25 protein-coding genes and 1 other annotated feature are annotated in these 22,566 nt (G+C 38.5%); of the genes, 11 read left to right on the top strand and 14 right to left on the bottom strand.

The window, feature by feature from the left end; genetic code table 11:
* Positions 1-282: 282 nt before the first annotated feature.
* Complete coding sequence (locus tag MKY07_RS08840; protein WP_014823939.1) at positions 283-516, top strand: hypothetical protein; 234 nt, start codon at positions 283-285, stop codon at positions 514-516.
* A gap of 85 nt (positions 517-601) precedes the next feature.
* On the opposite strand, the gene sspO is transcribed toward MKY07_RS08840, so the two are convergent.
* Positions 602-802: a small acid-soluble spore protein O gene (gene sspO, locus MKY07_RS08845; RefSeq protein WP_339264467.1), complete on the bottom strand. Its 201-nt coding sequence runs from the start codon at positions 800-802 to the stop codon at positions 602-604.
* 105 nt (positions 803-907) lie between these two features.
* Here sspO and MKY07_RS08850 point away from each other — a divergent pair, with 105 nt between their 5' ends.
* The 3 genes from MKY07_RS08850 (at position 908) to MKY07_RS08860 (ending at position 2,010) form a co-directional block, all read left to right on the top strand.
* Positions 908-1,198, top strand: a complete 291-nt coding sequence (locus tag MKY07_RS08850) for a hypothetical protein (protein ID WP_065216017.1) — start codon at positions 908-910, stop codon at positions 1,196-1,198.
* A gap of 51 nt (positions 1,199-1,249) precedes the next feature.
* On the top strand, positions 1,250-1,534 hold the full coding sequence (locus MKY07_RS08855) for a hypothetical protein (RefSeq protein ID WP_339264469.1): 285 nt from the start codon (positions 1,250-1,252) through the stop codon (positions 1,532-1,534).
* Positions 1,535-1,596: 62 nt separating this feature from the next.
* Entirely contained in the window at positions 1,597-2,010 is a 414-nt protein-coding gene (locus MKY07_RS08860) for a peptidylprolyl isomerase (protein WP_339264470.1), read from the top strand.
* 101 nt (positions 2,011-2,111) lie between these two features.
* Here the strand turns inward: MKY07_RS08860 and MKY07_RS08865 are convergent, their stop codons facing one another.
* Positions 2,112-2,912, bottom strand: a complete 801-nt coding sequence (locus MKY07_RS08865) for a class I SAM-dependent methyltransferase (RefSeq protein WP_339264471.1) — start codon at positions 2,910-2,912, stop codon at positions 2,112-2,114.
* Positions 2,913-3,270: 358 nt separating this feature from the next.
* Here MKY07_RS08865 and guaC point away from each other — a divergent pair, with 358 nt between their 5' ends.
* Positions 3,271-4,251, top strand: coding sequence for a GMP reductase (gene guaC, locus MKY07_RS08870; RefSeq protein WP_039967217.1), 981 nt, complete (start codon positions 3,271-3,273; stop codon positions 4,249-4,251).
* Between the two features lie 131 nt (positions 4,252-4,382).
* Positions 4,383-4,616: a binding site (T-box leader), on the top strand.
* Positions 4,617-4,690: 74 nt separating this feature from the next.
* Positions 4,691-6,280, top strand: a complete 1,590-nt coding sequence (locus tag MKY07_RS08875) for a 2-isopropylmalate synthase (protein ID WP_339264472.1) — start codon at positions 4,691-4,693, stop codon at positions 6,278-6,280.
* Positions 6,281-6,462: 182 nt separating this feature from the next.
* On the opposite strand, the gene MKY07_RS08880 is transcribed toward MKY07_RS08875, so the two are convergent.
* From MKY07_RS08880 to MKY07_RS08905, 6 genes are all read right to left on the bottom strand, one after another.
* Positions 6,463-7,458, bottom strand: a complete 996-nt coding sequence (locus tag MKY07_RS08880) for an LLM class flavin-dependent oxidoreductase (RefSeq protein ID WP_008407136.1) — start codon at positions 7,456-7,458, stop codon at positions 6,463-6,465.
* 61 nt (positions 7,459-7,519) lie between these two features.
* Entirely contained in the window at positions 7,520-8,092 is a 573-nt protein-coding gene (locus MKY07_RS08885; RefSeq protein WP_339264473.1) for a YdcF family protein, read from the bottom strand.
* Positions 8,093-8,156: 64 nt separating this feature from the next.
* Positions 8,157-9,128, bottom strand: coding sequence for a TDT family transporter (locus MKY07_RS08890; protein ID WP_339264474.1), 972 nt, complete (start codon positions 9,126-9,128; stop codon positions 8,157-8,159).
* An 83-nt stretch (positions 9,129-9,211) separates the two neighbouring features.
* Entirely contained in the window at positions 9,212-9,526 is a 315-nt protein-coding gene (locus MKY07_RS08895; protein ID WP_014823930.1) for a multidrug efflux SMR transporter, read from the bottom strand.
* Positions 9,526-9,864, bottom strand: coding sequence for a multidrug efflux SMR transporter (locus MKY07_RS08900; RefSeq protein WP_014823929.1), 339 nt, complete (start codon positions 9,862-9,864; stop codon positions 9,526-9,528). Before MKY07_RS08900 ends, MKY07_RS08895 begins: the two co-directional genes overlap by 1 nt.
* 12 nt (positions 9,865-9,876) lie before the next feature.
* Entirely contained in the window at positions 9,877-10,437 is a 561-nt protein-coding gene (locus tag MKY07_RS08905; RefSeq protein ID WP_339264476.1) for a TetR/AcrR family transcriptional regulator, read from the bottom strand.
* 95 nt (positions 10,438-10,532) lie between these two features.
* Here MKY07_RS08905 and MKY07_RS08910 point away from each other — a divergent pair, with 95 nt between their 5' ends.
* The gene (locus MKY07_RS08910) at positions 10,533-11,090 is read left to right on the top strand and encodes a DNA-3-methyladenine glycosylase I (RefSeq protein WP_339264478.1); all 558 of its coding nucleotides are present in this window, start codon (positions 10,533-10,535) and stop codon (positions 11,088-11,090) included.
* A 240-nt stretch (positions 11,091-11,330) separates the two neighbouring features.
* Here MKY07_RS08910 and MKY07_RS08915 read toward each other — a convergent pair whose 3' ends face one another.
* The 5 genes from MKY07_RS08915 to MKY07_RS08935 form a co-directional block, all read right to left on the bottom strand.
* A complete protein-coding gene (locus tag MKY07_RS08915) occupies positions 11,331-11,594 on the bottom strand; it encodes a hypothetical protein (protein ID WP_008407129.1) in 264 nt (87 codons plus the stop codon).
* 34 nt (positions 11,595-11,628) lie between these two features.
* Positions 11,629-11,835 carry a hypothetical protein gene (locus tag MKY07_RS08920; RefSeq protein ID WP_339264480.1) on the bottom strand — a complete coding sequence of 69 codons (207 nt, stop codon included), beginning with the start codon at positions 11,833-11,835 and terminating at the stop codon, positions 11,629-11,631.
* Positions 11,836-11,857: 22 nt separating this feature from the next.
* Positions 11,858-12,337, bottom strand: a complete 480-nt coding sequence (locus tag MKY07_RS08925) for a hypothetical protein (RefSeq protein WP_339264481.1) — start codon at positions 12,335-12,337, stop codon at positions 11,858-11,860.
* A gap of 121 nt (positions 12,338-12,458) precedes the next feature.
* Positions 12,459-12,878 carry a universal stress protein gene (locus MKY07_RS08930; RefSeq protein ID WP_008407126.1) on the bottom strand — a complete coding sequence of 140 codons (420 nt, stop codon included), beginning with the start codon at positions 12,876-12,878 and terminating at the stop codon, positions 12,459-12,461.
* 10 nt (positions 12,879-12,888) lie between these two features.
* On the bottom strand, positions 12,889-14,322 hold the full coding sequence (locus MKY07_RS08935) for a SulP family inorganic anion transporter (protein ID WP_065216009.1): 1,434 nt from the start codon (positions 14,320-14,322) through the stop codon (positions 12,889-12,891).
* Between the two features lie 240 nt (positions 14,323-14,562).
* Between MKY07_RS08935 and MKY07_RS08940 the strand changes: the two genes are divergently transcribed.
* Both MKY07_RS08940 and yfkAB read left to right on the top strand, forming a co-directional pair.
* Positions 14,563-16,380 (top strand): dynamin family protein, encoded by a 1,818-nt coding sequence (locus MKY07_RS08940; protein ID WP_339264483.1) that lies wholly within the window; start codon positions 14,563-14,565, stop codon positions 16,378-16,380.
* A gap of 134 nt (positions 16,381-16,514) precedes the next feature.
* Positions 16,515-17,618, top strand: a complete 1,104-nt coding sequence (yfkAB, locus tag MKY07_RS08945) for a radical SAM/CxCxxxxC motif protein YfkAB (RefSeq protein WP_087617294.1) — start codon at positions 16,515-16,517, stop codon at positions 17,616-17,618.
* A 111-nt stretch (positions 17,619-17,729) separates the two neighbouring features.
* On the opposite strand, the gene MKY07_RS08950 is transcribed toward yfkAB, so the two are convergent.
* Positions 17,730-19,664, bottom strand: coding sequence for a right-handed parallel beta-helix repeat-containing protein (locus MKY07_RS08950; RefSeq protein ID WP_339264485.1), 1,935 nt, complete (start codon positions 19,662-19,664; stop codon positions 17,730-17,732).
* A gap of 282 nt (positions 19,665-19,946) precedes the next feature.
* Between MKY07_RS08950 and MKY07_RS08955 the strand changes: the two genes are divergently transcribed.
* Both MKY07_RS08955 and MKY07_RS08960 read left to right on the top strand, forming a co-directional pair.
* Entirely contained in the window at positions 19,947-21,065 is a 1,119-nt protein-coding gene (locus MKY07_RS08955) for an AAA family ATPase (protein ID WP_339264486.1), read from the top strand.
* A gap of 24 nt (positions 21,066-21,089) precedes the next feature.
* Positions 21,090-22,472, top strand: coding sequence for a VWA domain-containing protein (locus MKY07_RS08960; protein ID WP_339264488.1), 1,383 nt, complete (start codon positions 21,090-21,092; stop codon positions 22,470-22,472).
* Positions 22,473-22,566 lie beyond the last annotated feature (94 nt).

Raw genomic sequence — 22,566 nt, forward strand, 5'->3', positions numbered from 1 at the left:
ATAAATCAAAGATGTGCATGTGCTTCAATGAACAAGCATCGGAACTGGTGAAAGGTAGTTGTAGTTAAGATTTAAAGTTTGCGAAACGAACTATAATCTGGACAGGAAAAGAATGGGGAGAAATGCATCCTTTTCAAGGATACATTTGGTATCTAAAGGAATTCTACAAAAAATATGGTATTATTCTGGTAAGCGCAAGATGAGAAATTAAAAGAGATACCGAATGTTAAACCTAACGGGCAGGTTATTTGAATCATCACATGTTGAGGAAGGAGGGGGAATATGGGGAGTTTTAATACTTTTAAAGACAGACGTTACTGGATTCTATTGATGCCATTCCTAATCACTATGGTCTTATACGTTTATTTTACCCCTAAGAATGTTCTTGAAAAATCGTATGTTTCAACACTTTCAATTCTTATTTTTCCAACATTATTTTGGTCTACATACCATCTTTGGAAATATTTTGGCGATAAAAAGAAGCGGGATAGTATAGATGAACGTGGTGACTTATGACGTGTGATTTTTATTAGTAAAACTTTTTTATTGTAAACATCAATTAGCCCCCAACTTAAATTTACTTTAAATGGGGGGCATGCTGCTATTGCCGCTTTTTCGTTTTCTTATTGTTCAGTCTCTCTGCAGCTGTCAAGGGTTCGTTTGCAAGTTCGTGATCAAGCTCCTTTGATAAATTCTTTCGTACTGCTTGCTCATCACTAGTGCTGCGAGTGCTTTTATTGTTATTACTCACTATATACACCTCCATGATGTTAGTTTGCCCCGTGATGTCATGAATATGCATTTCAGTTAAACGTACAACAACGCTGCATCATATATTTAAAATTTTAAAATAATAGTCTTCGTAAAATTGTTTAACAAACAAAGCCAGCTATTGGGGGGAATTTATTTGAATAAAGGAAAGGTTGGGGTAACTCTAGGGGTTTTTTCTCAATTACCGGTAATCGTTAGTATTGTTTATTTCTTTTCTGTACGAGGACCGGAAGCTGATATTTATCGTATCATTACGGTGTTAACCGTTTTATCATTTATTGGTCTTATAACTGCTGGATTCTCGTCATGGATATCGAAGGGGCGCATGAGCAAATTATTAATCGGGTTGATAGGAATCATCGCAAATCTGGCCGTTTTAGCTGTTGCATTTCTTTTATTATTAGCCATGGGAATTAGCGAACCATAATAATTTTTAATTGAAGAGAGAATTACTATTATGAATTATGGAGGCATCATAATGTGGTTAGCAATAGGTATTATTGCAATAGTAGCAACTTTTATAAATCTGTATATGTATATGACAGGTAAAGATTACAAACTTGCGATGGCAATAGGGTTATCATTTACAGCATTAACACTTTGTGCAGAATACAGTCTTGTAGCGGATTGGGTGGAAGTGAAAGATTGGGCAGCGTTAGAAGATGTAGTACCCACTATGGAAAGGGCATTATGGTTTTTGACGATTGTTTCAATCTTTCTCAATATTGCACCTATCCTTTTAGAACGAAAGCGTAAGAAATAAATTACTTATTGTTGCATATTGCTTTTATGAGGTTTAGCGCGATCTTACAGCCAGGTGGTTAAATGAATGGGCGTTTACTAAGAAACGAGGGAATGTATTTGAAAAGGTTATTTACTTTAATGTTAGTTGCTGGCATCCTTTTAGCAGCTTGTAATTCTTCACAGTTGAGCATTAGTGAGTTGGAGAGTGTTCCTAGCAAAGTACAAGATGTCATCAACTCTGATTCTACCCTGCAAATGATTACTAGTGGAGAAAAAAACACCTACATTGTTTTTCACTCAACGGAAGAAGTTTCAGTTGAACTTGAAGTGACAGAGAATATATTAAATATAAAATTTAATACAACCAATCGTGGTAATACTGAGTTAAAACAGTATGTTTATCAATTACATGGTGAGGATTCAGAACATGATACAATTAATGTGCTAGTTAACGGGGAAAATGCGCCTTTTGATGGAGGTATGACGATTTTATAAAATATTTATTTGTAATTTTTTGCTTAAGATCTATAACGATGAAAAAACAGTTTTCCTATCATAAAGGAAAACTGTTTTTTGAGTTTGTATAACCATTAATTTTACAAATCAGCACACAGTACAAAACTATTCAGTGATAGGGGAGGCTTTGCTTGCTCATTCATTAAATAGGCATAACTATGAATTAATGACTGAATTTTTGTGGGAACCTCCGGGAATTCATTTAACAAATAATTGCTATAGTCGACTTCCCAAAGCCCGTCCTGTAAATAGCTGGCATCGACTGTTTGTTCTAAGGTGATTAAAAAGCCTTCACTATGCATAAGTTTCTTTATTTGCGTTTTATGAAAGAGATTCTGGATATTCCCATCATTTTCTGTAAAAGCTGTATAAAGCAATGCAATATTGGCTGCGCAAAAATGGGCACGCTGGGACTCCAATGTATAATCGATGTCCCACTCAGCAAAACAGATCCGGTCAGCGACTTGCTTGATTTTTTGTAAATAATTTTTCAACAGTTCGATACTTTCGAAATACCATGAACAATGGGATAGAACGATAACATCAAATTTTTCATCGAACGCCATTTGCAAAAAGTCCGTTTCAAAGTGGAAGTCGATTCGCTGTCCTAAAGGCGATTGTGAAATAGTTTCCGCTGCTTCGCCTAATGTAATTGGTGCACCGTATTCCGGAGATGCGATATCGATTGCAACAATATGTCCTGTTTCTCCGACGGCATCCGCCAGTACTACTGTAGTATCTCCCTGACCGCACCCGATTTCCAGTACCTTCATGCCTTTTTTTACTTGAAAGGTTTTTACCAGTTCAATACGATGTGTTAATTGTGTACGTTGGATTGTATCGTCTCCGATGATTTTCATGCACTTTAATAAATGTTCCAATGTTTTCAGCTCCAATAATGATTGATTATTGAGCACAATTTTTGGCTCAATATTATTTCTGAACGTTCAACCATTTCTCTAACATCAATTCATCGACTCCTTTTCAATAATTCTATTAAAACATTATGATGAGTCAGTGGACAATAGTTATTTAAAAATAAGGGCAAAATTAATATTTAAGGGGTTTACAACGGAATATTTTATTAAATTCTCTTAAAAACCGAACGTTTATGTAAAATTAAAATAAAATATTCGTTTTATGGTTGACAACGTTTTCATTGTTTTGTAAAGTAACAGATGTCGAATGATTATTATAAAAAACACGAAAAATGTTCGTATTTAGGAGTGTAGTGAAATGATAGATACAGTTTTTGATTATGAAGATATTCAATTAATCCCTGCAAAATGCATAGTGAAAAGTCGTACAGAATGCGATGCAACCGTTACTTTGGGAAATCATACATTTAAACTTCCGGTAGTTCCGGCAAATATGCAAACAATTATTGATGAGCAATTAGCAGAAAAATTAGCTGCACAAGGCTATTTCTATATTATGCACCGTTTCCAGCCTGAAAAGCGTGCGCAATTTATTCGCGATATGCAAAGTAAAGGATATATTGCCTCAATTTCTGTTGGTGTAAAAGATGAGGAATATACATTTATCGAAGAACTGAAAGATGCTCAGCTTGTACCGGACTATATTACGATCGATATCGCACATGGTCATTCAAACCAAGTCATCGAAATGATCGGCCATATTAAAAAACATTTACCAAACAGCTTTGTGATTGCAGGAAATGTCGGTACACCGGAAGCAGTTCGTGACCTTGAAAATGCTGGAGCTGATGCGACAAAAGTTGGGATTGGTCCAGGTAAAGTATGTATTACGAAAATTAAAACTGGCTTTGGTACAGGTGGCTGGCAGTTAGCGGCACTTCGCTGGTGTGCAAAAGCGGCTTCAAAACCGATTATCGCGGACGGCGGTATTCGTACACATGGCGACATTGCAAAATCAGTGCGTTTTGGGGCATCAATGGTAATGATCGGTTCACTTTTTGCAGGTCATGAAGAATCACCGGGTCAAACAGTGGAAATTGACGGCAAACAAGTGAAAGAATACTTCGGTTCTGCATCGGAATTCCAAAAAGGTGAGCGCAAAAACGTAGAAGGCAAAAAAATGTACGTTGACTCAAAAGGTTCGATTTTCGATACGTTAACTGAAATGGAACAAGATCTGCAGTCATCAATTTCATATGCAGGTGGTAAAACATTATCTGCGATTCGTAACGTTGATTATGCAATAGTAAAAAATTCAATTTTCAACGGCGATAAAATTTAACTTATTTTATTGCGCAAAAGAAGTTAGCCCTGGCGGATTTCAACTTCATTACGCTGAATTGAAATTTAAATTTTCTGATAATAAAGGTTGACATTTTATTTCATTGCCGGTAAACTTCATTTCAAGGTAATATCTAGGCAATGATTGGAAGTAGTAAATAGCTTGTATACTTTTAGAGAGCCAGTGGGTGGTGCAAACTGGCAGATACAACTGTTGAACTCGTCCATGAGCTACGACCTGAAATTAGAGTAGGGAAGTCGGAAGTCTCCGTTAAAAGACTGGCAAATGATTTGTCGTTAAGTGGAATGTTTCAGCAATGGACATTCAATTTAGAGTGGTACCGCGAGTTTAACCTCGTCTCTATGGAATTTTTCATAGAGGCGAGTTTTTTTTTATTTACTGTTTAAAAATCAATTTGAGAAGAAAAGGGGAAATGAAAATGAGCAGAAAAATTTGGGTTTTTGATACAACATTACGTGATGGTGAGCAAGTGCCTGGGGCTAAACTGAATTTATATGAAAAAGTGGAAATTGCCCAGCAGTTAAAAAAGCTCGGTGTTGATATTATTGAAGCCGGATTCCCAGCGTCTTCACAAGGTGATTTTGATGCAGTAAAAGCTGTGGCGCAAAAGGTCGGCCATAATTCCAATATGATGATTACGGCACTTGCTCGTGCTGTAAAAGATGACATTGATTCTGTTTACAATGCAGTCAAATATGCAAATAATCCGATGATTCATATGGTTCTAGGGACATCCGATATTCATGTAGAGAAAAAGTTCAGTAAATCGAAAGACCAGATTCTGCAAATCGGTGTAGACGCAGTGAAATATGCGAAAAAGTTACTGCCGCAAGTACAATATTCAACAGAGGATGCATCCCGCTCTGATTTTGAATACCTTTGGAAAACGATTGAAGCGGTTATGAAGGCCGGAGCTACGATGATTAACGTACCGGATACAGTCGGGTACGCAGAGCCGGAACAATGGGGTGAAATGATTGCCAAGCTGAATGATCGAATGAAAAACCTGGATGATTCTGTGCTGCTTTCAGTTCACTGCCACAACGATTTAGGGATGGCTACTGCCAATACATTAGCAGCGATCAAAAACGGTGCAGATAAAGTAGAAGTGACAATGAACGGTATTGGTGAACGTGCCGGAAACGCGGCATTAGAAGAAGTGGTTATGGCAATTAAAACACGTGGGGACGTTTACGATGTGTTCACAGATATTAATACAAAGGAAATAATGAATACATCTCGCTTAGTGTCGAGCTTTATGGGACTGGATGTCCAAGTAAACAAAGCGATTACAGGTGACAATGCTTTCGCCCATTCATCAGGTATTCACCAGGATGGCTTACTGAAATCACGTGATGCTTATGAAATCGTTCATCCGGAAGATGTAGGCCTTGATGATATGGAACTTGTATTAACAGCACGCTCTGGTCGTCATGCAGTAAAAAATGCACTGTCTAAATTAGGCTTTGATGATTTTGCGGAAGAAGAGTTTGAAGGCATTTTTGAAAGCTTCCTAAAGCTGGCTGATTCGAAAAAAGAAGTTTACAATCATGATTTATATGTCATCGTTGAAAACTACTATGAAAAAACAGAAAAGAACAATCCGAATAAAGAATCATACTCTGACCAGTTTTATGATATTGAAGATTTACAGATTATTTCAAACGCTGCTTTCCCGTCTGCCAGCGTAAAAATCCGCCGCGGAGAAGATATTTTCAAATCAAGTGCGGTCGGCTCCGGTCCGATCGATGCCCTTTACTCAGCTATTGCGGATGTTACTGGAATCAAGGTAAAGCTTGTTGAGTACAATATCAGCTCCGTATCACGCGGCCAAGAAGCATTAGGGAAAGTTAAAATCATTATCGAATATGGCGGGGAAAACTATATCGCAAAAGCAGCAGATACTGATATTTTAAAAGCTTCTGCAATGGCTTACATTAATGCGGTAAACAGCGTCATCGTAGCAAAAATCGCCCCGCAACCAGTTACGACGACAGCTACAGTTTAATTAAACAGGTAAAAGTGAAAAGGATTTAAAAATTAGAGGCAGTTCGAATTTTACGACAAGTAAAGTTTGGACTGCTTTTTAATTGATTATTATTCTTAGACTGCAATACCAACTGACTATATGTAAAAGAAAAAGGCAGTGCCACTTGAAATTTTAAATGGCACTACCTTATTAAACTATTATTATTTATTAAACTGTTCCATTAAAAGACGGTAGCTGTTCAGACGTTGATCGATCGTATATAAGTTACAGTTGATCATTGCTTCATCAAAGCCATAATAGGCCTGTTCTTCTCGAATCTGATTTGCAACATCCTCAGCAGAACCGATCAGCATAAGCGGACGGTTTTGCTCCAAAATCATTTTATCCATCTCAGTTAGCGGATAGTCATTTGCTTCTTCAGGAGAAAGTACGCTTAGTAGCTTACCGCGCATTAAGTTCAGGCGGGTAATTTGCATCGGCATCGATAAGTATTCCGCTTCTTCCGCCGTCTCGGCTACACTGATAGCATAAGTTGTAATAATTTGCGGTTGTTCCATAAAGTATGATGGCTGGAAACTGTTGCGGTACGCATCAAAAATTCCTTTTGACATTTGTCCATTGAAGAACTGGGCAAATGAATAGCCAACACCGGCTTCACCGGCTTTTTTCGCGCTTTGTCCGCTTGATCCAAGCAGCCAGCTTTGCGGTAGCTGAACTTTAAATGGAACTGCTACGACATTATCATAAACAGCTTCACCAGTACGCTGTTCATTCATTAAACGTAAAATGACTTCAAGTTTATCATATTGTTCTGTCAGATCGGGTCTGCGTCCACTGGCAAGTGCGGTCATTGCCGGCATATCCCCGCCAGGAGCACGGCCTGCACCGAAATCAATACGTCCTGGTGCCAGTGCTGCCAATGTTTTAAATACTTCTGCCACTTTAAATGGAGAATAATGCATCATCATAATGCCGCCCGTTCCGACACGGATGCGTTCTGTTTTCGCAGCTATATAAGCAGCGGTTACTTCAGGAGCAGAGCTGGCAAGGGAAGTCGTGTTATGGTGTTCTGCAAACCAGATTCGTTCATAACCTTGCTCATCACCAAGTTGGGCAAGCTTCACTGCATTAGCAAGTGCTTCTGTTGATGTCATGCCTTTTGAAATGGGTACTTGATCTAATATACTAAGTTTCATCGAAATTCACCTCAACTGTTCGTTACAGTTTACGATAACGAATTGGACCCGAAATGTAAAATTATTGGCCTCTCGTATAGGCTTTAATGATCGCAAGACGTTCGCGAATACGGGATTTTGTATTGATGACTTTCGGGGTAGGGGCTGCTACGACATCCGCCTTTAAACCGAGCTTGCGGGCAAGAATTGATGCACGTTTCAAGTGAAAATCATTTGAAATAATCGTGATGCTCGCGGTATTATCGGGCAATAGTTTTTTTGTGAATAACAGATTTTCATAAGTCGTTGTAGACTGATCTTCCAGTGAGATTCTATTTTCAGCAACCCCATGTTTGATTAAATAGTCAGCCATGACCGACGCTTCCGTACAATCCTCATCAGCACCCTGGCCACCTGTAACAATCGCTTTTACAGTGGGATATCTTTTCAAATAATCCACTGCCGCATCTAAACGGTTTTTTAAAGACTGGGAAGGGATGCCGCCTGGTTTCACTTTTGCTCCTAAAATGACAACATATTCATTTGAACCATCTGCCTCATTTTTTAACACAGCATTCATTTCATGGTCGAGCCAGTAGAAAATTAACACGAGTATAATTAGAATAAATAATAGTGCAAAAATAATTCTTTTCAAAAAAATCCCCCCTTTATATAGTATACGGTGCATAAAGGGGGAATGTTTCGCTATTGCGGAACAATTATGAAATTGCCTCTTTTTCTTTTCGAATGACTCTGCGCTGTTGTCGCACTTGTATAGATAAGTAATTGATATAGCGGATTAAAACGTAAAATACAATAATTGCCGAGAATGTTAACTGAAAATAAAAATACGTTTCAAGCCAATTCGTCGACAACCCATTTTGTTCAAAATAATGAATGACACCATTAGTTGCTGTAGCAGAAATGACTAATGGGAATGTAAAGGCCGCATAGCTCGGATAAAAGGGAAGCTGCAATGCGCTGGGTAATTTCGACAATACTAAAAGATACAAGATTTGCGCGACGATGAATAATGTCAAAACAATACCGAATCGACTTTCAAACTGCTGGAAGTAAGCGGCTAAACTAATCGAAGCGGGCGCGGTTAAAATTGTTAGCATCGGGATCGTCGGCTCCGGCAAATCCTTTCTTACAAAACCGCGCAAAATAAGAATCGGCACTAAAACAATTAAGGCACATACCGCAAAAATCACGATGGCTTTTGTGAAGATTCCTGAAAGATCACTCGCCGTTAAGGGCATAACAGCTGTCCCGACAAACATGATTAGCCAGCTTGGATAAATATCGGAAATCGTGATCCGTTTTTTCCAAATAAATGTTCGAACAAAATAAAAAATAATAAACACTTGAGTCGTCGCAGCCAAAATCCAGATCATATGTATAACGAACTCATGTACACCGTAATAGTGCAACCCGCTGCTTATTGATAAAGTCCCCATCGTAAAAGTGGGGGATACCGATGCAATGATCGGGTTTTGCATTTCTGTAAGGATACTGGAAAACGCAAAGATTAGTTTGCCAATGATTAATAGAAATAAAAAGATTCCTATAAAAAAACAGACATGACCGAAAGCGGTTTGGCCCATACTTAAAAATAAATTGCCCAATGAAACCAATCCGAGCATCAGCCCACTGATCGGAATTGGGACTACTTGAAATAAATTTCTCATAATGGCCTCCAAAATATAACAACAATGTGCACAATCTATGAAAATATTCATAAAATGTACACATTGCCTCTAGTACCTCTATTCTACTGCGTAATTTTTAATCCGACAACCGCAATAATAATAAACGAAATAAACAGAATTCGTTTCCAGTCTTTTGATTCATGATAGAGGAACATTCCGACAAGGGTACCGCCAACCGTACCAATTCCTGTCCATACAGCATAGGCAACCCCCATCGGCAATTCTTTCATCGCCATTGAAAGGAGCGAAAAACTAAAAATAAAGGAACCGATTAGAAACGCATAGGAGCCAAGTGACTTTTTCTGGGCAACTTTATTCATCCCGATGACGCCACCGACTTCAAAAAGTCCGGCAAAAATTAAATAGACCCAAGCCATTATGCATCCCTCGTTTCTTCTGGTTCATTTGAAATCAATTTAAGTCCAATGACGCCGATTAATAATAATCCAATAAAGCCGATTTTCGTTAAGCTGAACGGCTCATTGAAAATAACCGTTTCCGCAATGACCGTACCGGCAGTACCGATCCCAGTAAAGACCGCATAAACGGTAGCAACCGGCAATTTCTCCGTTGCGATGATTAAAATATAAAACGATAAAACGATCAATGCGGCAACACCGACCCATAGCCACAATGAGTTTGCATATTTCAGTCCCATTGCCCAAACAATCTCAATGATGCCTGCCAATAGGACGAGTATCCAGTATTTTGTCATGATGTGTACACCTCAGCTCTTAATTCCTCTGTAAAATATTGTCCATCCAGCCTGCAGCCGCTTTTCGCAACGTTCACTGCCACCATAAAGCATTTCGACATAAAGACTATCAAGTAACGCCAAAAAACCGATTGCTGCATCGTTCGCCGAAACGGAAAGTGTTTGTGCTTTTAAATAATCCGTGAAAAGCCTTTCCAATTCGTCCAAATAAATATACGTTTGCTCACTTAACTGTTGCTCCAAATGCTGGGGCATTAAGAAAATCGAGCGCATGAAAAATTTAGTTTCGGCTATAGTTTCAAAGCGCTCCTGAAAAGACTGCAGAAATGGCAGCAATACTTTCTCGACAGGAAGTTGTTGGTGTTTAGCGATAAATTCTTTTGCAAACAACAGCTCAGCCTCCATTGCCTGTTTCGAAATCGTTAAGTAAAGGGCATCTTTACTTTTAAAATACGTATAGATGGATTGTTTACGTATTCCTACTTCTTCTGCGATTTGGGCCAACGATCCACCGCTGTATCCGTGTTCGCTGAAATTAAGCAGAGCGGCCTGTATAATTTTCTCTTTTGTCACATGTTCACCTTCCTGACGTTCGTAAGGTAAGGATAACAAAAATTATTTGCGATTGCAAACGAGTTGGATTACAGTGGATTAAAAGAGGTGAGGACATGGAGCGTTGCAGTTGGGTGAAGCTGGATGAACCTATCTATGTGAAATATCATGACGAAGAGTGGGGCGTACCCGTTTATGATGACCGGAAGCTGTTTGAAATGCTCTGTTTGGAAGGGGCACAGGCAGGCTTAAGCTGGCTGACTATTTTAAAAAGAAGAGAAGGCTATTTGGCTGCTTTTGATCAGTTCGATGCGGAAAAGATAGTACAATATGATGAAGAAAAACTTGAAGCATTAAGAAATGACAAACGCATTATCCGCAATCGGTTGAAAATTAAAAGTGTTGTGACGAATGCCGAAAGCTTCATGGCCATTCAAAAACAATACGGTTCCTTTTCAAACTATATTTGGTCATTTGTCGACGGCAAGCCAATGATTAATTCGTGGGAATCATTCGGACAAGTACCCGTTACAACAGAAATAAGCGACCGGATGAGCAAGCAACTGAAAAAAGACGGCTTTAAATTCGTCGGCAGCACGATCTGCTATTCCTATATGCAGGCAGTCGGCATGGTGAACGACCATACAGCAAATTGCCACTGTTATAAAAGGTAAAAGAGGGGGCGGGCTCCAACAGGAAACGAATGCGGAGTTTCTAACCCCAGTTTTTAGAAATAATCGATTTGAGGATTATATACTTGAAAGTGAGGATTAACAAACAAGAATTGGGGATTATGCAAAAGCAAGTGAGGATTATATAGCTCGAAGTGAGGATTATTTTGCCGGAACTGAGGATTATATTTTGGATAAGCATAATTTAACCAGATAACTTTTAAAATAGGCTGTAGCAGAAGTTTAAGGTACATTCGGTTCTGCAGATATTAAAACAGCCTTTTTACTTTTCTTGACTTCGTAATTAAAAAAATATTCTTTCTCTACCTCAAAAGAATAATCATTAGTTTTGGGAATAACGATTTCTTTTGTTTCTCCACCCCAATTTCGAATGATAATCGAATTCACCTTAATTTCCTTCACAGTAGCAAACTCTGCAACTACAGTATTGCTGCAACCAAACCAAATAATAACAGGAACAATGAGTAATAAAAGTAGTTTTTTCAAAATTATCTCCTCTGTAAGTATTTTAATAATTTTTCTACGCATTCACGTTAAATAAAATGAGAACAATAAATGTTGAAAAAAGGGATACAGTTAATAGAATTGCCGATAAAGTTCCTGCGGATAATAAAGTGATCATCTTTCGTTTGTTCACCTCTTTTGTAGGCTTTGTAGCTTCTTTAGATACAGTAATCCATATCATAGTTGAAACTATGGCTAGTATTATTAGAGCATCATTGGTCATAATTAGTTCCTCCATAGGAAGTCTAGTTTTTAATCGCATCTTCTACATATGCCAAAAAACTATCATAGTTGGAATTGCCATCAAAATATTGCTTCACTTCAAAAATGGGACACAATACGTGATCCAATTTTTTAGAATAAAGAACAGATTCATCGTCTACACTCAATACATAATAATTTAAATGAATGGTATTTTCTTGAATCGAATTAAAATTAAACCAGCGATATTGCCCGTCTTTGTGATTTTTAATTACTTCGCCTAAATAGGCACCAATACGTGTGATGAAATTTTCTGAATGCTCTTTTAAAAGCTGCTGTCCAAATTCTGTATGGATTAACCGTTCAGCATACTCATTAACGAGACGAACACTATCTATTGAAAAATCCAAATTAGCTTTCGTTAAATGTTCCTGATCCCATTGATCTGGTGAAACATCTTTAAATAACAATTCCGCATTAGATTTCTTACCATTTTTAATTAGTTTAGGCTTTAAGAAAAACACAGTTCCCACCTCATCCTGAATTTGACATGTTGACCCCAATTATATCAGATATACATAAAAAAAAGACAAAACATATTAGTCGCTCTAAAAATGTTTTGTCTTTTCTCTGTTTAGTTTTCCCTTACTTCACAAGCATTGCAGGGCATTGAACGCGCTTCATCACTTTATGCGACACGCTGCCTAATACCATTTCTTGCAGACTGTTTAACCCGCGGCTGCCGATTACGACCAAATCCACATTTTGTGTGTTGGCATATTTGATGATTTCTGGTCCTGGTGAGCCATGAATGATTTCCACTTTATAGCGAACTTGATGCTCGTTGAACAATTCCTCAATTGGCACAAGCTTTCTACGGCGTTCCATGTATAGACTTTCATTGGAACTTGAATGAAGTACATCCGTTTTTGCTTTTTCCATATCAATAATAAAAATGATCGTCACCAATGTTTCGGCATGTACTTGTGCTATTTTTAAAGCTTCTTTTGCAGCACGTATCGAGTTTTGCGAACCATCAGCGGCCAGTAAAATATGTTGATACATACGCCACCTCCTAATCGATTAATGTCGTACCGGTTAACTTCTTCAACAGCTGTTTACTTGATTCATCAATATTCAAGTAGGTTACTTCTATATTTTTCGCTTTCAGCTGGTCCTTTACCTTCATTAAAGCACCGATTGCCGAATCATCCCATACTTTACATTGTGAAAAGTCGATTTCGATGGAAGAATGATCATTTTGAACCGATTTGAAATGGTCGATAAAGCCTTCCGTAGAAGCGAAGAATAGTTGCCCTTTGACAAAGTATGTTTTCCCTTGTTGTGAAATACTTACCCGTGAAATTTCGTTGACGAAAAACAGCGCACTGACAATAATACCGGCTACAACACCTAACGCTAAGTTATGTGTATACAGGACAACCGCGATTGTCAGAAGCATAACAAATACATCTTTTTTCGGTGCTGTCACAGCGTATTTGAATGATTGCCAGTCGAATTGAGTAATACATACAACAACCATTACACCGGCCAGCACCGGCATAGGTATTTGTACAACATAATCACCTAAAACGAGAATTAAAAACATTAAAAACACACCGGCTACAAAAGTGGAAAGTCGGCCGCGTGCACCGGATTTTACGTTAATGACAGACTGGCCGATCATTGCACAGCCGGCCATACCACCGAAGAAACCGTTAATCACATTGGCGATTCCTTGTCCGCGTGCTTCTTTGTTTTTATCGCTCTCAGAAGCCGTCATATCATCCAAAATAGAAGCGGTCAGTAATGATTCGACTAGTCCGACAACAGCCAAAGCAAGTGAATACGGCAAAATAATCATCAACGTTTCTAAGTTAAACGGAATATCAGGTATTAAAAATGATGGCAGCGATTGTGTAATCGTGCCCATATCTCCAACCGTATTTAAATTGAAGCCTGAATAAATGGCTACTGCCGATAAAATTACAACAGCAATAAGAGGGGCAGGGATACCTTTAATGACAAAAGGAATTGCGTAAATAAGAGCAATTGTCGCTAAAAGAAACGCCCATGTGACGATATCGCCACCGATAAAGTGCGGTGTTTGGGCGATGAATACCAAAATCGCCAATGAGTTAACAAAGCCGATCATGACCGCATTTGGAATAAACTTCATCAGGCGTGCAATTTTCAGCAATCCAAATATGATTTGAATGATACCAGTTAAAATTGTTGCAGCGAGTAAATACTGCAATCCATGGTCTTTTACAAGTGAAACGATCACAAGTGCCATCGCTCCTGTTGCAGCGGAAATCATCGCAGGTCGACCACCGACAAAGCTGATTGTTACAGCGATGACAAATGAGGCATAGAGACCGACCATCGGATCTACACCGGCTAAAATAGAAAAAGCAATTGCTTCAGGGATGAGGGCCAGTGCGACAACAAGTCCTGCCAGCACATCTGAGCGTACATTCCCAAACCATTGCTCACGGATATTGTACATATATTGTGTAGCTCCTTTTAAATATTCTTCTACTATAATAGCATGCATACAATGTCGAGCAATAGCAACATTATGATGAAATTTAATTTACTCAAGAAAATTTCCATGTGTTAATACCTAGTCATCGTTTTGTCGATTAAGTATGAGGAACCAATTATTTCGTTTTTCGTAATTACTTGTCCGTGTTGAAATCACTGCGTTTATAATAGAATAATAATCGATTGTAAAGGAGTGACCCGTATGACTGAGCGATTCAGCGAACAGCTAAACAACTTTGATGAACACAATCCGTTGGAACAATTAATTGAACGGCTAAAACCTTTGCATAGTATTCTGTCTCAAAATGGTTATGTAAAAGATACGACTACCCGTTTAAAAAGGATCATTGATGATGCGGACAGTCAGCCAATCGTCCTCTTTATCGGAAAAGAGCGGGTTGGGAAAACGACAGTAATCAACAGTTTAATCGGCAGAAACCTGTTGGAAGACCGCCCTTCAGAACCAACGAGGACAAATACATTTTTGAAATACAGTGATGAGGAATATATAAAAGCTGTTTTTCTGAATGGAATGGAAGTAATATTTGATATTGCCAACCTCTCGCTATTTACTATTTCAAATTCAGAAAGTGCGCAAATAATTCGTAAGCATCTGGATTATTTGGAAGTGTATATAACGTGTGAGTTATTAAAGAAAGTGACCATTGTCGACTCGGTAGCGCTGGAAACAGGCGCAAACAATACGGCCTACTTTTCACCGTCGCTATTACAGCGTTGTGATGAAGTATTCTGGGTGTTACAAGCGGGTTCGCCTGCAACAGAAGCAGAAGTGAATTTTATCGAACAACTGAACAAGACGGGGATAACGGCCCATTTAGTCGTAAACGGGATTGATCGGGTAGATGGGGAAGTGGAAGCCTTTCTTGAAGTGGAGAAAGAACGTTACGGCTACTATATTGGGGAGGATGTACCAGTTTCTGCTTTACAGGCACAAGAAGCCCGTAAGACGAACAGTACACAGCTGCTCATTGATTCCCGAATAACACAGCTGTCACAACTCATGTTCCAGTTAATTGATAACAAGCAGAAGAAGACACGCCATACGACGGAGCGGTTTTTACAATGGCTGGAACGATTGCGAGTAGAAATGAATACAATTCCGGCAAGAGAACCGTATGTATCGGCGTTTGAATATATCGTACAGCATCAAGGCAATCTTCATATTGATGCCGCTCAATTACAACAGGATAAAGCGCTCATTACTTCCTTTGAAAAACAATATGAAACGGTCAGTAAAGTGTTCAAAGAAGTACAAACGCTTTTTCAGCTGTTGCAGACACTGGAGAGCTATTCCTATCTACATGACCCCGTCGTGGACATGTATGAGGAAACGGCAGCGCTTTATCAAAAAAATGTACGTAATTACCGAAAATTGCATGTAGATTACATGATGGAATATGGCCAATTGGAGAAGCTATTCAAAAAGCAAACCGGGATGTCGCTTGCATTTCCATTGGAAGAGAGTGAACTTTCGTTGATAGTATCCGAGCAAATTCAAACATTGAATAGAATCCAGACAGAATGTGAACAGAAATTGATGTCTATAAAAAAATACGAACAATTTATCCTGGAAAAACTGGATTCAGTCCAAGCCCGGCTGAACGATCTGACAAAAAAGCAACTGACAACAATACGTAATCAGGTGAAGGAACTGGAAGCCCAACAAAATCTTGAACGGTCCAAAATGATATCATATACGAATAAACTGGCGGAATTCAGCTGTATGGCCGAAGCACAAAGCTTTTTGAAAGATGCGATAGAGCCCCTTTTATTGGAAAGAGTGCTGCCGATTAAAAAGCAGGAAGAAGCATACATCCGACAGACGGTTGAACATATTATGACGGCAGATTATTCATATGAAGCCCCAGCAGTAGCAGACTCGGGTGAAATGCTGGCACAGCTGAATTTGAAAGAAAAATACCCCCTGTTTGAGTTGCGGTTATCCGTAGAAGATATCGTTTCGGACATTCCGGAATTACCGGGAATAATCGAAATCTAAAAAAACGGCTGCGCGGAAATTCATCCCGTGCAGCTATTTGCATGTAACGTCCCTCTGCGATTTCCTTACAAACAATAGCTTTGCAATACAACTGTTTTATGAGAAAATTGTACTCGCAGAAAGGAAGTATTTAAATGAATACAATTTTTAAACCGCATGATGAGTGGGAACCATATATTGATATCGATCAACATGGTAAATTAACTTTATCGAATATAGAGTTTACAACAACAAACTTATGTAATATGAGATGCTCACATTGTGCAGTAGGCTATACATTACTAACGAAAGAGTTACCGGCCATTCCGGCAGACGAAATCATCCGTAAATTGGATGAAGTTGAAACATTACGCACGATGAGCTTTACAGGCGGGGAACCTTTATTAACGAAAAAGGGAATTAAAGATAATCTGTTACCATTATTGAAATATGCGAAAAGCAGGGGGATCAAGACACAGATCAACTCCAACCTCACTTTGCCGATGTCACATTATGAGCTGGTTGCTCCTTATTTAGATGTCATGCACATATCGCACAACTGGTGTGATGAAAAAGAATTTGTTGAAACAGGATTCGCTATGATGGAAAAAACGCCGTCAGTTGAATATAGAGGGAATTTATATCGTAATATTTTTGACAACGCAAGAGAACTGTCAAAAGGCGGCATGTTTGTATCCGCCGAAACAATGCTAAACCGTAACACAGTGCCATTTATGGAGAAAATTCATCATGAAGTGGCAAATGAAATGCTATGTAAGCGTCATGAGATTCATCCGATGTACGCCAGCGATTTTGCTGAAAGTTTAGAAACGATCGGTTTGGATGAATACAGAAAAGTGATCAACGAAATTCTCGATTACCGAAATAAAGATATTTGGGTATTATTCGGAACATTGCCATTCTATCCGTGCAGCCGTGATGAGCGTGATTTAGCATTAATCAACAGAATCAATAACGCATCAAATACGACAATGAGAAACGATGTGGATGGTCGTTCAAGAATGAATCTCAATATTTTCTCCGGTGATATTTCGGTTACCGATTTCTCGGATGACGGTCAGGCGTTCGGCAATATTAAAAATGAATCATTGACTCAAATTTATAAGAGATGGCTAGATTCAAATATTTCTAAATCGATCAATTGCCATTGTCCTGCGGTGAAATGCCTTGGGGCGAATGTTATTGTTAAAAATATGTACTATCCTGAGACAGAATTTGTAAGTGGGAGTATTAAATAAACCTTCATAAATCAGTTTACCCTTCATCCTACATGGAATGAAGGTAAACTGTTTTTTATTGTCCGCAAAAAAAACTACCTGCAACTGAAAAAAGTTACAGGTAGTAATGACCTAACTGATTTCATCCAAATTCGATGAAATTTCGCTGTTATTTTCACTGTAAAACTTTGAACCGAACGAATTGTCGACCATTGTTTCAGACAGATAAATTTTCGAGAAGTTGACCGCTTGGATATTGAAATCAAATTTCGCATTTTGGATAATGCATTTCGAAGCATGGAGAACCGATTTATTTTGTACAAAAATATCAGATTCATGGCCTTCGATAATTTGTGTGGCGTTCACCTCCGCAGAAGATTCGGAGTCAATCCATAATTGAGAATACATATGATTGGAAATAAATGAATCTTGAATTAATGCTTCTGCATGGTTTTCAATAATTAAACCATTTCGTTCACCTTCCATCAACTCGCTGTTCTTTAATACAAGAGAGCTGTCATTGACGATGATTTGCGGCATTTTATGACAAGATATTTGGCTATCGATAATATGGACCGATGTATCTTTCATCGCCACAATCCCATTTGTCTCACCGCCGCTAATTTGGGTTTTTTGAATCGTGGCATTTGTATTGCCCACCATTTCAATTTGAATTCCCGTACCATCTTTGACAACCGATTCGGTTACTTCCAGTTCACATTGATCCATGACAAATATACTTTTGCCGCCGACTAATTCACTTTGGTAAATCGTCACAGTACTGTTATTTTTCCCTGCAATATGAGCCAATTCATTGTGATTGAAATGGCAATTGTCCACAGAAGCCTTTGAATGATTGACCGCTAAAATTCCATTCCCTTTATTATGATGCACTGTTGTGTTTAAAAGGAATAGTTCTGCCTCCATCACCGTTAGTGCTGCGTTTTTATGTCCTGTAATCGTACTGGAAACAATCGAACACGAAGCCCCTTTTTCCGTATAGACCCCAATCTGTTTGCCTTCCTGAATCGTCGCATCTTTTATTGTACAAATGGAGTTTTCGGTAATGAAAAGCTGTGGCAGCACATTATATGCAAACACCGTACTGTTGAAGTTTGCAATCGATTTTTCCTTTATATGAATGCCGACCCCTTGGCAACTGTACACCTCACAGTCGGTCATATTGAGTAAAGATTCAAGCAATAACTGGACATTTGCGATTTTATGGAAAGCAATCAATGAATTTTCGATCATTGCTTCCGAACCATCCCGTAAAATAATACCGGATTCATTGCCGTATTGAATTTTGCAATCAGTTACGTTTAGGGAACTTTTTTGCATCCAGATTTGGGGAAGGCGATGGTGCTGTATAGCTGTTTTTATTAAATGAATGTTTGAATGGTCTGATGCATATATACCATTACCTTCGCCGTGCATGATTTCGCTGTCGTTCATTTCCAATGAGGCATGGTCTTGAATAATGAGCTGTGTGCCGGAATGATGCTGGACTTTTACATGAGTCAAATAAGCCTTTGCATGAGATTTTACCCAAAGTGCCTGGTTTGCTTTTGAAAGTGTACAATCTGTTAAATGAATTGTTGAATTTTCCGCTAATATATGGACTTTTTTATTATTTTCAAAATAACAATTTTCCAAATGGGCCTCACTATTGTATACCAACGTGACTGCCGCATCAGATGCACCGATGAATGTTGTATTTTCGCATTGTAATGTCCCGCCGTTCAGTGCCAACAGCACATTTGTACGTCCACCTTGAATAACGCAGTTTTTTAATATAATTTTACCTTCGACGTAAATTTGCGTTGTAGGTTGAATTGTCATGTTCTCAAATGTGACGGTCGCACATTCAGCAATCACTATCGTTCCTTTTATACAGACCGTTGCATCATTTGGTGCGGTAATCGTTCTGTTTTCCTCAAAAGTTAAAGTTTCTTTATATGTCCCGGATGCAACGATAATTTCATCATGGTTCATTGTTCGCTGCACCGCTTTTTGAATAGTTTTAATTCGTGAAAAAATTGAAGATGACACTCTTACTAACGCCATACGATTCCTCCTACAAAACATGCTATATCTAATATGTTCACGTAAAATAACAAAATTAATCATTTGTAACTAAAATTGTGTGGAAACATGAAAAAAATTTTTTCCTATGCTCTTACTAAAATAGTGCAAAGTCGCCTGAAATATTCCTAGTTCTTTAGAGGAAGAATTAAGACAAGCAAAGGTTTAAAAATCGTACAGGAAGTGTAACGTTATAAGTAGAGTATTACATAAACGTGCGGGTATACGGAATTACGAAAAGATAGAGGGAAAGGTGGTCAATCAATGTGTGAACAGCTGCAAACCATCCGTCAGCAACTGAATGAACGTTTTTATGATCGGGAAGAAGAGATTGAAGCATTATTAATTGCCTTATTATCACGACAGCATCTTTTATTTATCGGACCGGCGGGGACAGGAAAAAGCGTGCTGTCGTCCATGCTTGGTTCGATTGTCGAGGGAAGTCATTGTTTTCAGCATTTATTGACACCATTCAGTACACCGGAAGAATTGTTTGGTGTGCTGTCTTTGAAAGATTTGGAACAGGGGATTTATAAACGGAATGTGACAAATATGCTCCCGGAAGCCCATTTTGCGTTTATTGATGAAATCTTTAAAGCAAACTCTGCGATTCTGAATTCACTGCTCACACTTATCAATGAGCGGATTTATTATAACAACGGGTTTCCCATTGCTTCACCGCTTTTGACGATGGTCGGTTCCTCCAATGAATACATCGAAGAAGGGGAGGGACTAGAAGCATTATTCGACCGATTTTTGCTGCGCTATGAAGTAAATTATATTCGTGAAGAAGAAGCCTTTATTGCGATGTTAAAGGATGAAAGAAAAAAGGAAATTTCGAAAATAACATTGGACGAGCTGACCGAACATCAGCAAAGGACAGATAAGGTTGCCATTTCTGATACGATTTTTAAAGTGGTCGCTAAAATTAGGCAGGCACTTCATGATGAAGGGATTCGACCGTCCGATCGCCGTTTTAAACAGTCATTGTCAATTTTGAAAGCGAAGGCTTATTTAGACGGGCGTACAGAGGTGATTCGAGAAGACTTGACGATTTTGACGAATATTTTGTGGGAGACAATCGAACAAAAACCGTTAACAGAACAAATCATTAATGAAGTTGCCTTTGATACAGTAGAAGCGTTTATTCACAGGACAGCGAACGAGTTTGAAATGATTATTTTAACAGCAAAAAATGCGATGCTTCAAAAATCCCCGTTTGCTAAATCGGAGCTGAGTCAACTGCTCCTGCAGGGAAAAACATTATTTGTAGAAGTACAAAATATGAGCCGTCAAATCCCGAGCCGTCCGGAATTGCACAGTTTAAAAACGGAAATGCATAAACAATTGCTTCGAATTACTTCAGATGTCATCGGATTTTAAAGAATACAGAAGGTGGGAAGCTTCATGAGTGAGAACATACATGTAATCTACAGCCGAACAGTTTTTGAGAGCAGCACTGAGCAAAAGACCCGTTTTAACGAACTGTTGAAAATGGCCACTTTATTGAAAGACAGCTGCATCGAAGGTGAAAAAATTGTATCCGGCTTTACGAATATCATCGGAGATTGCTGGCATGCTTTCTATTATAAAGCGCCTGTAATAAATGAAAATGCAAAGCAACTGGACAAAATGCAATATGATTTTATGAAAGAGCTGCTGAAAAATGAAGAATACAACCAATGGCATGCGCTGACAAAGGGCGACGAGCTGTTGAGTGTCCTTACTTCCGTCAGCATTGCCGAACAGCTTCTTAAAAGTTTCCAATATTATGAGGAGCAAAAAAACCCATTTCAGATCGAGCAACTGGAAGCCTTTCAAAAGCAGCAACAAATGCCTAGTACGGCAAATGATTTACCGCAAAAAAGAGAGTATTTAAAACAGTTATCCAAAACATCCATCGGCATGATGCTTCAGGAAAATAAAAAGAATATCCATCAAACAAAAACTGCGGTCATGAAAGTAGGAACGATGGATGGGAAAAAATTGGAGCAAGTTCCTTTAAGCGATCAGTTTAAACTGGCAAAAATGATTAGCGAGCGAAAAGAATTGCATAAAATTGCCGAATTAGTCGGCCGTTTTAAAAAAATTGCGATGAAAAAGCAGAAAGCAAAACAAGCACAGACAATTCAGCATCACTCGGTTTCTTTTGGGCATGAACTGTCCCGACTACTTCCGGCAGAATTGGCGAACTATATGCTTGGACACAGCAAACTGGATTTTTTGAAGCGATTAAGCGAGCATCAAACACTCGTTTTTAATAAGAAAGGAAAAGAGCGTCAAGGAAAGGGACCGATTATTGTATGCATGGATGAAAGCAGTTCTATGACATCAATTAAAGCACAAAGTAAGGCGTTTTGTATTGCGTTGCTGAACATCGCCAAAAAGCAGAGAAGAGATTTTGCGATTATTCCTTTTGCAACAAATGTTGGGGAAATCAAATTTTTCAGAAAAGGTCAGGCAAAGACGCAGGAGCTCATTCAGTTTAGTGACAGTTTCATCGGTGGCGGGACGAATTATGAACTGCCATTGCGTGAAGCATTAAAACTTTTAAAGAAAAGTGAATTTAAAAAAGCGGATTTGTTGTTTGTAACGGACGGATCCAGCTTTTTACCGTCACGTTTTATTGAGGAATTTGCGCAAACAAAAAAGCAGAAACAGTTTGAATGTACTTCGATTGTATTAACAAATTTAATTAATACGGTCGATCTGAATGTTGTGGATCGGTTTTCAGATCGTGTTATTGAAGTAAATGAATTATTTGAAGCAGAAGATGCATTTGTTTTATAAAAAACGGGTATATTCAGAAGGTGTGCGTCTATTAGAAGAGCTTTTACCTAGTCAAATGTTGGCACGTCTCTTACAATGATGTTATGCATTTGGT

Source organism: Solibacillus sp. FSL W7-1472, assembly GCF_037969775.1.
In the GTDB taxonomy this organism is placed as follows: Bacteria; Bacillota; Bacilli; order Bacillales_A; family Planococcaceae; genus Solibacillus; species Solibacillus silvestris.